Genomic DNA, 12,041 nt, shown 5'->3' with positions numbered 1-12,041 from the left:
CTTATTATAACTAAAGTGTGAAAATCTTTTGTGACTTTTGTGGTTGGTTTTATCTCCCACAGATTTCGCTGATTTTCGCAGATGATTGGGGATATTTTTGATATTTCTCCACAGATTCTATAGATGTCGGTGGATATTTTAAATTTTGAATATGAACGGTAAAATAAGATCGGTATTTTTTATTTGTCTGGGGCTTCTCTTCGGGATGTCTGTGATGTATATCTACAATAATTTTATTGCAGATAAAAAAGGAAATACAGAAACGGTGAAAACAGAGACCACGCGGTCGGGAAATCATTCTCAGGATTCTCAAAATACAGTTTCAGGCTCTTCTTCACAACCTATAGATCAATTGACAGACGAGAAAACAGTCATTGATTATGTCAGGCAGAACCACAAACTTCCCGATTACTATATCACAAAAAATGAAGCGAAAAAGCAAGGCTGGAATGCCTCGAAAGGGAATCTTTGTGAAGTACTGCCGGGAAAAGCCATAGGTGGAGACCGTTTTGGAAACAGGGAAAAGAAACTTCCTCAGGGAGAAAACTATTATGAAGCTGATGTGAATTACAACTGCGGAAACCGCAATGCAGACCGTATTATATTTACCCGCAACGGTGATGTTTATCTGACTAAAAACCATTATAAAAGTTTTGAAAAGCAGTAGTTGAACAGGTCATTGCGAGGAGCGCAGCGACGAAGCAATCTTTAATCATAAAATAAACCCTTAAGCATATGAAACCAGGCTTTGTTTACATTATGACCAATAAGAATCATACAACTCTTTATACAGGAGTAACTTCAAACCTGCCCAAGCGTGTACAACAGCATAAAGATGCCTATTACGAACAAAGTTTCACATTAAGATACAAATTATACATCCTTGTATACTGGGAATCTTATCAGGAAATCGGAGATGCTATTTTTAGAGAGAAACAGATCAAAGCAGGTTCAAGACAGAAAAAACTGGATCTTATAAATTCTATGAATCCTGAATGGAGAGATTTAACCGATGACATAGAAAATATAATGGATGTTTTTTGAGATTGCTTCGTCGCTGCGCTCCTCGCAATGACAAAGCTTAGAAAATAAATTAATATTAAATAAAGAATATGAAGACAATATATATCGATTTTACAGACATAGGCGATTATGAAGATTTCTACGCCCAATTAAAGGAAAAAATAACGCTTCCTGAACATTTCGGGGATAATCTTGATGCCCTTTCCGATGTCATCACAGGAGAGCTGGAAATGCCCCTGCACATTGAATTTGTGAATATGACTGTGGACCAGCTTGAGATTTTCGAAGATCTTCTGACCACTCTGGAAGATGCGGAAGACGAAATGGAAGATTTCAGCTTCACCTATTATCTGGAACAATATGAAGATGAAGAATCCGATGATAACTCATAAAAATATTGAATTATAATAATTTACAGAAATATTATTCTCATTAATAGTCGTTTTTTGGAAAAAAAGATTAATATTTGCAGTATACTAATTTTCTCTTCCAAAAACATAAAACTATGAAAAGAATAATATTTTCTAGTATATTCCTATTCTCTATTTTCGGCTTCGTAAACGCACAAATAGGCATGGGAACCAGTAATCCATCTCCTTTGTCTACATTGGATATTACTGCTAAAAATGCTACCGGAACCACTACCAATACAGATGGACTGCTGGTTCCGAGGGTAGACAGACAGAGGGCACAGAGTATGTCTGCAATTCCTGTCTCAACCCTCATTTATGTGAACAATATTGCGACGGGAACATTATCTGGTACCACAGCCAATATTGATGCTGTAGGATACTATTATTTTAATGGAACAGTATGGGTAAAATTGTCTCCTTTACTGAATATTTATAATTCCAACGGAACATTGCCCGGCAACAGAACCGTAACTACAGGCGGAAACGTTTTAAATTTTGCCAATGGGGCTAATAGTGTAAAAGTAATCACCTCTGCAACGGAAGGCTCTTTCATTGCGGCCGGATCATCAAGAGGCAGTCTGTCATTGGCTGGCGGCTCCGGAAACATTGATTATCTGGCAGATAATGCCAATACTGTACAGATCAATGCTTCAGGAAATTCTACCAAGCTTTCAATTGGTCCTAGCAATGCTACACCTCTTGCCTTAAAAACGAACGGAACGGAAAACCTCACCATATTGAGCGGGGGAAATGTAGGTATAGGAACCTCTACACCCAATACAAAACTGGAAATTGCTTCAGGTACGGCTAATTCATCCGGTACAAGAATTACCAATCTGACCTCGGCTTCTCCTATCAGTACAGGCCAGACACTGGGGGTAGATGCAACAGGAAATGTTATTACAGTAGCTAATCCAACAGCAGCCAGTGTAACTACGGCTTCGGTCAACAGTACTACCGGTGCCGCTTTTAATGTAAATGACACCACCATTACCTTGATTCCGGGGACATCTCAGAACATAACCATCCCTACCGGCGGAAAAGCTCTTTTTATCAATTTTATGCTTGGAATAGACTACGGAAATAGTCCGTCAGGAAGTGGTGCATCCTATTATGAAGCGCGGTTATATATTGATGGTGCGGCCACAGATTGTTATATGCGGACCCAGGAATACGGTCCTGGCGGGCTCAGTGCACAGTTTAGCTTCAACACAGTAAAATTTCTTGCTGCAGGAAATCATACAGTGGATGTAAGGATGACAAGAACCTTTAATAACGGTGTGGCTTCGGGCACCAATATGGTCTGTGCTCCGATTTCCATGTCGTTTAATGCTACGTATTTAAATTAATTTTTAATACCAACGGTAGCATTCTATCATTTTCCCAATTAAAAACATTGCTCATGAAAAGAATATATTTCTCTATGATATTGATTATTGCAGGATATTCATCCTTCAATGCTCAGGTGGGTATCAATAATAATGCCCCACTCAGTACGTTAGATATAACAGCCAAAAACCCTACGGGTACTACCACAAACGTAGATGGGATATTGGTTCCAAGAGTAGACAGACAGAGAGCTCAAAGCATGAGCAGCGTTCCTGTTTCTACTATGATTTATGTAAACAGTATCAGTACCGGTACACAAGCCGGAACCGCTGCCAATATAGAAGCACCGGGATATTATTATTACGACGGAGCTTCATGGATAAAATTAAACCCGGCCATTAATATTTATAATTCGGACGGCAGTTTAAATGGTGCCAGAACCGTAACAACAGGAGGAAATTTTTTAAACTTCGTTAATGGAACCAGCAATGCTGGCATAACAACCAGTGCTACAGAAGGAAGATTATCCGCCAATGGCTCTGCAAGAGGTTCATTAAGTCTGGCCGGAGGAACTTCCACGCTGGATGCTTATGCAGACAATGCTAATGTAGCGCAAATCAACTCTTCAGGTAATTCTACGAAACTAAGTATCGGGACCACCAATGCTACTCCTCTTACTCTAAAAACAAACGGAACGGAAAGAATGGCACTTATCAGTAACGGAAATGTTGGAATAGGTACCGTAGCCCCAAACACAGCTCTGGAATTAACTTCCGGAACAGCCAATACGTCAGGTCTGAGATTTACTACCCTTACATCTGCCAGCCCAATAGGAGCAGGCCAGGCATTAGGAGTGGATAGCAGCGGAAACCTGGTAACAGTTGCCAATCCCAGTCCCACCAATGTAAACATATCCTCGGTGAACAGTACAACCGGAGCCAACTTTAATGTTAATGACCTTGCTGCAACTATTGTCTCAGGAACATCTCAGTCCATTACAGTACCCACAGGTGGAAAAGCTTTATTTATCAACTTTATGCTGGGTGTAGATTACACCAATAATCCTGCAGGAGGCGGCCAGGCTTACTACGAGGCACGGCTGTACATAGATGGAGCCGCTACCGATTGCTATATGCGAATCCAGGAAGTTGGTACTGCTGCCAATGCGGCTTTTACCATAAGCACAATCAAATTTCTTACAGCAGGAAATCATACGCTTGATGTGAGAATGCAGAGAACCTTTAATAACTCGACTACATCAGGAGCCAATATGATTTGTACTCCAAGGTCAATGTCATTCAATGCATCTTATCTCAACTAAGTTAAAAAGAAATAAGATGACTGCTCATAATGATCTAAAAACATACCTCATGAAAATATTTCAACTCCCCGCAATATTTCTGGCCGCAAGTACGTCATTTGTGGCTGCACAAACAGGAATTAATAACAATACGCCTGCTTCTACACTGGACATCACTGCGAAAAACCCTACAGGTACCACAACAAATGTAGACGGGTTACTGATTCCGAGACTGGACAGAGAAAGAGCACAAAATATGACCTCGGTTCCTGTTTCAACGATGATCTACGTTAACAGCATTGCAAGTGGTACATTAGCTGGTACTGCCATCAACATAGATGCTGTAGGCTATTATTATTTCAATGGAACAGCGTGGGTAAAAATAGACCCTGCTGTGAATATTTATATTGCAAACGGAACATTAGCAGGACCAAGAACTGTTACAACAAACGGAAATCCCATAAATTTTGTAAACGGAACAAGTAATGTAGGAATTGCAACAGGAACAACCCAGGGAGTAATTTCTGCAGCAGGTTCCTCCAGAGGATCCATCACATTGGCGGGAGGGTCTGCCAATCTGGATATGTACGTAGATAATGCCAATGCAGCACAGATCAACTCTTTTGGAAACTCAACAAAATTAAGCATAGGTACAGCCAATGCTACTCCTTTGGCTCTTAAAGCTAATGGAACAGAAAAACTTACTATGCTGAGCAATGGAAATGTAGGCATTGGAACAGCAGCTCCCAACACAAAGTTTGAGGTAGCCTCCGGAACAGCGAATGTTTCAGGGATCAGGCTAACCAACCTTACCTCGGCTTCTCCTATTGGTACAGGGCAGTCTATAGGCGTAGATGCCACAGGAAATATCATTACTATAGCAAATCCTTCTTCACCCAGTATAAACACCGCTACAGTAAACAGTACTACCGGTGCCGACTATAATGTGAATGACCTCGGTGCTACCACAGTAACAGGAACCTCGCAAGCTATTACCATTCCGGCCGGCGGTAAGGCCTTATTTATTAATTTTATGCTTGGAATAGATTACGTGGGCTCTCCTTCCGGAGGTGGACAGGCCGTATATGAAGCAAGATTATATATTGACGGAGTAGCTACAGACTGCTATCTGCGGACCCAGGAAAGCGGAATTGCCGGAAGCAATACACAATTTACCATCAATACCGTAAAATTCCTTACAGCCGGAAACCACACTTTGGATATACGGATGACCAGAGCTGTAAACAATGGAACAACATCCGGTGTTAACATGCCCTGCAGACCTATTTCAATGTCTTTTAATGCCTCATATATCAACTAAAACGAGTTTGAAAATCAGAGAGTTTCAGGGTTTCAGGGTGCGGATTTGAGAGCCGGAGAGCTTTGGTTGGCAGTTGCGCTGGTTGCTGATTCGTCGTAATTAAGTTAATGAGCTATCATCTGATGTCTAATATCTTGACTCTTGCCTCTCAAAAATTCACCATTCACTTGCAATGCAAAATTCACCATTGACATTTTCTCAATCTTAGTCTTAATCTCAGTCCACACATTACATACAAAACTCGCAGAAAATTCTGCGAGTTTTTTGGTCAGTCTTCAATGTTTCTAATTTTATTTTTACTGTCTGATAAATTTAAAACTCTGTGAAGTTTCCCCTTTCACGAAAATCTGCAGTATGTAATTTCCCTTTGATAAAGAAGAAACATCAATTCTGCTTTCCACAGCATTATCTGTTTTTATTTTCTGACCGACCATATTGTAAATTTCTACCTTCTCAATCCCTTTGATTCCTTTAATGTAAAGGAAATCTTTTACAGGATTCGGATAAATAGAGCCTGTATTGTTGTTTTTTGTGCTTTCATTGGTAGCAAGCTGTATTTTTGAAAGATCCAGATAAAATGCAACGATCTGGTTGGAGGCATTGGTTCCTACGCCCGCAATTCTTTTTCCGTCCTGTGAAATGGCCAAAGGAAGCGCCATATTCACTCCCTGGGTATTGATTCCCAAACCTACCGCATAATCATTCAGATTGACCCTTCCTCCTGCAGAAGTCCATATAAAGCCTTCTCCAGACATCGGAGGTGCCGCAAATGCTCTGAAAAACCCGATTACTTTCTTACCGTCGGCAGAGATCCCGGTTGCTCCCCCTCTGAAAAAGGCTGAGGAATTTGGATGAGTTATGTAAGTAAGGCCTGTGGTGCTGTTCCATACGTATGGATTGGGCATTGCAGAACCTATGATTGTTGTTCCGTCCTCTGAAACATCTCCCGCTTCACCCACATAGTTACCGTTGGCGTCCGTAATGAAACTTTCCACTCCGTTGATCCATTGGGCTCCGCTTCGGGTTCCGTTATCCTGATCCTGCCAGCCGACAATCACAGATCCGTCTGCATTGATGGCGTTGGCTCTGGAGCTTCTGTTGGGAACTATGCTCCCGAGATCCGTTACTCCGGATGCAGCAGTCCATTTTACGGCGTGTGCGCTTCCTGCAGTGAGCCATCCGAGCCCTACAATAGTGTTTCCATCGGGAGTCATTCCCCAGGTAGAGCTTACGTGTCCGTCCCAGCCGGAAGGGACAAGCCCGCCGTGATTGGTCCATGACGTTGAAGCGGTGTCGTAGGTTGAAATTTCATTAAAACCGGTCGCGGTATTGGTGGTGGAGGAACCTATTTTAGTTCCGTCGGCAGTGATCAGCGTTCTTCCGGCTGCAGGATATCCATTAGAGACAGAACCTATAAGAACCAAACCAGTGAGTTCGTCCCATTTATAGATCTGGCCGGCACTGGTATGCATGCTGACAATTCCACCATCTGAAATACCGCCTACTGTATAATTACCAACTGCCATTACGGTCAGCTGGGCATCAGCTATGGAAAATCCAAACAAAAAGCAAGCATATAAAGCTTTCATTGAAATCTTGTAAATCTTTTTCATAATTACTTAAGTTTAATATTTTGAATTGGCTGAAACAATATTAATATTATATTTACCTTTTTAAAAGAATTTGACTTATATAATTCGTGAAATTCGAAAGAGTATAAAATATAAATCGTTAAAATACAACCACATAACAAAAATCTATTTTGAGGAGAGATTATCAGGAAGCTGTAAGAAAAACCGAAAAAAAATCATTTTTTTGCCAGAATAGTCTGGCCCGAAGCATTCCATTTCTGTTCATTGTTCTATGTTCAGTTTTCATTAAAGGGCAGTCCGGTCCGGATTTCAATATTTTAGCGGACAAAGCTTTTCAGAAATTATATCAGAATCCGGATGACTGCATCAGTTATTCACAGGCACTTCTGATTAGCGATCAAAACCAGGAACACAGGATTGTACTTCAGAATATTATTTCCCAGGCGTATGCTATGAAAGGAGATTATGTGCAGTCCGTTAATATATACAGCCAGAAGGAAGATTCAAAAGAAAAAGAAAACCTCTCCTATTTTTTGCAGACCGCTGGGGATTATAATCTTGCGGACCAGTATCAGAATCTGGATCTGTATGGGCAGTCCCAACGGATCATATCCGGTCTTTTATCTGACCCAAAGCTATTGAAAGGAGATAATCCACGGATCAATGTAATTACGGCAAAACTTTATCAGCTTCAGGCGCTCAATCTCGGAATTAACAGAAATTATGACAAGGCACTTGAAAACCTCAGCAAAAGTGATCAATATCTCGGTTTCAATAACCAGGAAAACCATATCCTTGAAATAGAAAACAGAATATTCAGGGCGTCTTTTTTTATGAGACAGAATAAATTGGAGGAAGCTAAAAATCTCCTCGAATCTACCCTTGTTTTGGCTGAAAAGAATACGGATTACTATTTTCTGCAGGCACTGGCCTACGAAAACCTGTCGCGTTATTATTTTTTAAAAGAAGAATATTCAACCTCTGCAGACATTCTTGAAAAAGGACTTTCAAAAATACAAAACCTTCCTTACAACAGCTTAAAAGCCAAGATCTACGAATCTCTTTCCAAAAATTATTTTGCGCTTCATAACGATGCAAAACACCATGAATACAATAAACTTTATACTGAACTCAGGACAAAGCTGGATTCAAATACGAAAGAAGGCATCCGGTATATTGTAAAACTGGTAGAGACCAACCAGGCCCACAATCTGGAGTTTCAAAATCAGAAACAATTGAAAAAAACAAGTCTGATTGCTGCCTGTTTTTTGGTTTTAATTATCGGACTCATCATTTGTTTTCTGATCCTCAAAAACACGAATAAGGATCTTAAAAAGCAGTTTGATTTCTTTAAAAAACAAAAAATCCAGGAGCAAAAACCACCGGAAAATCTTCAAAGTATCATAAAGGAAACCACTTCTATCAACAAAACTCCCGAAAAAGATCCGAATAGAATATCCAAGGAGAAAGAAGATGAAATCCTCGGAAAACTGGAAGAATGGGAAAAACAGCAGCGCTTCCTTGACAAGAGCATGACCCTTTCTGCACTATCCTCACAAATGGGCGTAAATACAAAATATCTTTCGGAAGTGATTAACAGCACTAAAGGGAAAAATTTTAACGGCTACATCAATGAATTAAGGATCAATCATATTGCGCGGCTTTTAAGAACAGATCCTGCGTTTCTCAATTATAAGGTCAGTTATCTCGCGGAATATTCGGGGTTTTCTTCGCACAGCGCGTTTACAACAGTATTTAAATCGGTTACAGGCATGTCTCCCAACGTTTATATCCAGGAAATCAGTAAAAGCAGAACATTATGAAATTAATCCTAAAAATTATTCCGGCTCTTTTTCTGTGCTTTTCTCTTTGCGTTTCCGGGCAGAAGACTTCTTTTGATTCCCTGATGAAAAAGGCACGCCTTGAAATCTATGACCATCCGGATCATGCTATTAAAATCGGGAAAGACCTTCTGGGAAAAGAAGATGATATTCACAGGAAAATCAGCATTTATCAGTTGCTTTCTACGGCCAATATTGCAAAAAGGGATTTCGACCAGTCGTTACAATATCTTTTAAAAGCCAAAGAAACCGCTGAAAAAACCAATGATCTGAAGATCCGTACCAGTGTTCTGATCTCAGCGGCTATCCAGTACCAGCAGATGGAACTTTTCAGCAAAAGCCTGGAAACCCTTAATGAAGCGGATCAGTATCTGACTAAACTTCCGGATCACCTGCCTGAAAAGCATATTGAAACCGCCAGAAGTTTTGCGATCCGCGGCATGATCTACAAAAGCCAGTCGAATCCTGAAATTGCCCTTGAAAAATTCCTGATTTCGATTCAGAATTTCGAGAAAATACAGCATAAGCAGACAACGTATTCCAATATGAGTGTGGTGTACTACAATATTGGCTACTGCTACCTCAATCTCAATCAACTTGAAAAAGCACATCACGCATTCATGCAGTCTGCGGAATATGCACGAAGGAATAAAGCGAAAAGCCTGGAAGCATTTGCCCTGAAAGGTCTGGCTGAAATGTACAAACAGAAAAAACAGAACGAAGCTGCTTTACAGTTACTGATCAAGGCCGGGGATCTGAGCAAAAATACCGGCGATCTGATCCTCAATGAAGGACTTTACAAGGAAATGTCCGACAATTATCTGGCTTTGGGAAAACCCGATCTTTACCAGAATTACAGCAAGAAACACTTTGAAATGCGTTTTCAAAGGGAGCAGAACGAATTAAGCTCAATCAATCATTCCATCAATAATCACAACAGGGAAACCCTGAAGAAAAGCAGCGAAATGAAAACCCGTTACCTTTATATTACAGGACTTATTGCGGGTGTAAGTACGCTCGTTATTTCGGTTTTGCTTTCTTTAATTTTCAGAATCAGAAAACAGAATTTAAAATACAGGAAGGGGATACAGGAGTTGATTAAGTTATAAGTGATGAGTGATGAATAATAAAAAAGCATTCCTGCCGGAATGCTTTTTTTATTTTTAGGGTTTCTGTTGTATCTTTTTGTTCAATCCATGGGCTGAATATAAGAATGCCGCAGCTTGTTCATACATTTAGTCACAGATAGGTAAATGAGCGATTTCCTTTGTTTTCAGACAAACACTGTCGCAGCACGCATAACCAGCAGGGCATTTCTGATCAGCCGAACATGTAATATTTATACTACTTCCTTTGATCATTCTAAGATCTTTTCTTGATAGTTTCTTCATGATTATATATTTGATTAATATTCCAAATATACAATATTTCCCTATCTATAGAATTAAAATCATTTTAAATATCTGTTTCTCTCATTATATCAAACAAAAAAACATTCCCCGAAAGGAATGTTGATGATCTATGTTATTTCAAATTATCTTCCGATAACTTCTGTGATCGGGTTTCCTACATTTCCACTCGGGAACTGAATTTTCAGTAATGATGAAACGGTAGGTGCAATATCGGTCATATTGTAGGCTTTATTGCTTTCTCCTTTCTGAATTCCCCAGCCCATAAAGATCAATGGAACGTGAGAGTCATAAGAATTCCATACGCTGTGTGTGGTTCCTGTTTTAGAATATGGCGGAAGCATGGAGTCGTGGGAGATCAGCTGGATATCCCCGCTTCTCTGTCTGTTGATTCCATTGATGATTCTCTGCTTGATCGGTTCCGGAATAGTAGCTTCCTGAACTTCATCCACGGATACTGCATATAAAACGGTTGGATCTTTGTGCAATTCTTTAATCGTGAAATCTCTCAAATCATCCAGCTCAATTTTATTATCCTGCATCAGCTTTCTGTCAAAATAAATCTGGTAGTTGTCTACCGCATTGATCAGTTTATCCACTCCGAATTTATCTTTCAGCTTTTGGTTGATATCTTTTTCCATGCCTTCCCCGAAGAATCCTGTAGTAATTTTATGCTCTTTCAGGAATCCTACTGAATGGGCACCGCCGTGGTCAGCAGAAAGGAAAACCGTGTACTCCCCTTTTCCTACTTTAGCATCCAGATAGCTGAAAAACTGGGCAAGGTCCTGATCCAGTCTTAAATACACATCTTCCACTTCAATGGAATTCGGACCGAATTTATGACCTGCATAATCGGTAGAAGCCAGGTTGATGGCTAAAAAGTCAGTGATCTGGTCACCGCCTAGTTTTTCACCTTCTACAGAAGCTTCAGCCAATTTTAATGTCAGCGTATTTCCGAAAGGTGTATAACGGATATTATCTTTTTTAGCCTGATAATCCTGCGCTAAATTGCTGTAAGGGAAAACAGGCGTTTTTGCGCTTCCCAGCAGTCCTTCCCAAGAAGAATTATCCGGTGAGCTTTCAGTATACTGATTGATCGGAAGTAACGTATTCCAACCGTTCGCGACTAATTTGTCCGGAAGATTCTGGGCATTGAACGACTTCAGCCATTGCGGCAGGTCATTCATATACCATGTACTGGTGATGAAGTTTCCTGAACTGTCATCAAACCAGAAAGCTCCGTTCGGTGTATGGCCTGCAGGAAGGATGGATGCACGGTCTTTTAATGAAACTCCTATTACTTTTCCCTGGAAATTGGTAGCCAGTCTTAGTTCGTCGGTTACAGTAGTTGACCAAAGGTTTTTCGGAGAGTGGCTTCCTATTTTCGTGTTGGTTGTTCCTACCGGCTGAACGCTTTCATCGGTAGTACAGTATACATTTTTCCCGGTCTCTTTATCCGTCCAGTCATTTCCGGCAATCCCATGAATGGCAGGTACAGAACCCGTATAGATGCAGGTATGTCCCAAAGCAGTAATGGTAGGCACGTAAGGGATGTGGACGTTATTTAAAGAATATCCTGTATTCAAAAGTCTTTTGAAACCATCGTTTCCGTACTTTCCATAAAAACGGTACAGATAGTCCCACCTCATCTGGTCTACCACCAATCCTACGACTAATTTTGGTCTTTCTAATTGAGAATTTCTGTTCTTCTGAGCATTGATTGTCATTACGGACAAAAGGGCCGCTGCCGCAATTGAAATTTTCCTAAGCATCTGGTAAATTTTTGTTGACGACAAATTTAAGGGTTTTGAAA

At 40.4% G+C, this 12,041-nt stretch carries 11 protein-coding genes; 8 read left to right on the top strand and 3 right to left on the bottom strand.

The features are described from left to right. Positions 1 to 151 precede the first annotated feature (151 nt). From JET18_RS03855 to JET18_RS03830, 6 genes are all read left to right on the top strand, one after another. The gene (locus JET18_RS03855) at positions 152 to 667 is read left to right on the top strand and encodes a ribonuclease domain-containing protein (protein WP_202089294.1); all 516 of its coding nucleotides are present in this window, start codon (positions 152 to 154) and stop codon (positions 665 to 667) included. Positions 668 to 735: 68 nt separating this feature from the next. Beyond that, the gene (locus JET18_RS03850) at positions 736 to 1,044 is read left to right on the top strand and encodes a GIY-YIG nuclease family protein (RefSeq protein WP_202089293.1); all 309 of its coding nucleotides are present in this window, start codon (positions 736 to 738) and stop codon (positions 1,042 to 1,044) included. A gap of 68 nt (positions 1,045 to 1,112) precedes the next feature. Next, positions 1,113 to 1,415 carry a barstar family protein gene (locus JET18_RS03845; protein ID WP_202089292.1) on the top strand — a complete coding sequence of 101 codons (303 nt, stop codon included), beginning with the start codon at positions 1,113 to 1,115 and terminating at the stop codon, positions 1,413 to 1,415. 113 nt (positions 1,416 to 1,528) lie between these two features. Continuing rightward, on the top strand, positions 1,529 to 2,785 hold the full coding sequence (locus JET18_RS03840; RefSeq protein ID WP_202089291.1) for a hypothetical protein: 1,257 nt from the start codon (positions 1,529 to 1,531) through the stop codon (positions 2,783 to 2,785). A 53-nt stretch (positions 2,786 to 2,838) separates the two neighbouring features. Next, on the top strand, positions 2,839 to 4,086 hold the full coding sequence (locus JET18_RS03835; protein WP_202089290.1) for a hypothetical protein: 1,248 nt from the start codon (positions 2,839 to 2,841) through the stop codon (positions 4,084 to 4,086). 49 nt (positions 4,087 to 4,135) lie between these two features. Then, positions 4,136 to 5,386, top strand: a complete 1,251-nt coding sequence (locus JET18_RS03830; RefSeq protein ID WP_202089289.1) for an autotransporter outer membrane beta-barrel domain-containing protein — start codon at positions 4,136 to 4,138, stop codon at positions 5,384 to 5,386. A 296-nt stretch (positions 5,387 to 5,682) separates the two neighbouring features. Here the strand turns inward: JET18_RS03830 and JET18_RS03825 are convergent, their stop codons facing one another. Beyond that, entirely contained in the window at positions 5,683 to 6,999 is a 1,317-nt protein-coding gene (locus tag JET18_RS03825; protein WP_202089288.1) for a T9SS type A sorting domain-containing protein, read from the bottom strand. A gap of 149 nt (positions 7,000 to 7,148) precedes the next feature. Between JET18_RS03825 and JET18_RS03820 the strand changes: the two genes are divergently transcribed. Next, entirely contained in the window at positions 7,149 to 8,801 is a 1,653-nt protein-coding gene (locus JET18_RS03820; RefSeq protein ID WP_202089287.1) for a response regulator transcription factor, read from the top strand. Beyond that, positions 8,798 to 9,928: a tetratricopeptide repeat protein gene (locus JET18_RS03815; RefSeq protein WP_202089286.1), complete on the top strand. Its 1,131-nt coding sequence runs from the start codon at positions 8,798 to 8,800 to the stop codon at positions 9,926 to 9,928. Before JET18_RS03820 ends, JET18_RS03815 begins: the two co-directional genes overlap by 4 nt. Before the next feature lie 126 nt (positions 9,929 to 10,054). Here JET18_RS03815 and JET18_RS03810 read toward each other — a convergent pair whose 3' ends face one another. Then, positions 10,055 to 10,210, bottom strand: a complete 156-nt coding sequence (locus JET18_RS03810) for a hypothetical protein (protein ID WP_202089285.1) — start codon at positions 10,208 to 10,210, stop codon at positions 10,055 to 10,057. Positions 10,211 to 10,353: 143 nt separating this feature from the next. Beyond that, on the bottom strand, positions 10,354 to 12,000 hold the full coding sequence (pafA, locus tag JET18_RS03805) for an alkaline phosphatase PafA (protein WP_202089284.1): 1,647 nt from the start codon (positions 11,998 to 12,000) through the stop codon (positions 10,354 to 10,356). Between the last annotated feature and the right edge of the window lie 41 nt (positions 12,001 to 12,041).

Origin of the sequence: Chryseobacterium endalhagicum, from assembly GCF_016745235.1 — a bacterium.
GTDB classification, from domain to species: Bacteria; Bacteroidota; Bacteroidia; order Flavobacteriales; family Weeksellaceae; genus Chryseobacterium; species Chryseobacterium endalhagicum.
This window is presented reverse-complemented; position numbering and strand designations above follow the sequence as displayed.

What these genes read in the sequence shown, in the direction of transcription:
- JET18_RS03840 (WP_202089291.1), top strand. Translation starts at nt 1,529, where the DNA reads ATGAAAAGAATAATATTTTCTAGTATATTCCTATTCTCTATTTTCGGC.
- JET18_RS03825 (WP_202089288.1), bottom strand. Translation starts at nt 6,999, where the DNA reads ATGAAAAAGATTTACAAGATTTCAATGAAAGCTTTATATGCTTGCTTT.
- JET18_RS03855 (WP_202089294.1), top strand. Translation starts at nt 152, where the DNA reads ATGAACGGTAAAATAAGATCGGTATTTTTTATTTGTCTGGGGCTTCTC.
- JET18_RS03835 (WP_202089290.1), top strand. Translation starts at nt 2,839, where the DNA reads ATGAAAAGAATATATTTCTCTATGATATTGATTATTGCAGGATATTCA.
- JET18_RS03815 (WP_202089286.1), top strand. Translation starts at nt 8,798, where the DNA reads ATGAAATTAATCCTAAAAATTATTCCGGCTCTTTTTCTGTGCTTTTCT.
- JET18_RS03810 (WP_202089285.1), bottom strand. Translation starts at nt 10,210, where the DNA reads ATGAAGAAACTATCAAGAAAAGATCTTAGAATGATCAAAGGAAGTAGT.
- JET18_RS03850 (WP_202089293.1), top strand. Translation starts at nt 736, where the DNA reads ATGAAACCAGGCTTTGTTTACATTATGACCAATAAGAATCATACAACT.
- JET18_RS03830 (WP_202089289.1), top strand. Translation starts at nt 4,136, where the DNA reads ATGAAAATATTTCAACTCCCCGCAATATTTCTGGCCGCAAGTACGTCA.
- pafA (WP_202089284.1), bottom strand. Translation starts at nt 12,000, where the DNA reads ATGCTTAGGAAAATTTCAATTGCGGCAGCGGCCCTTTTGTCCGTAATG.
- JET18_RS03845 (WP_202089292.1), top strand. Translation starts at nt 1,113, where the DNA reads ATGAAGACAATATATATCGATTTTACAGACATAGGCGATTATGAAGAT.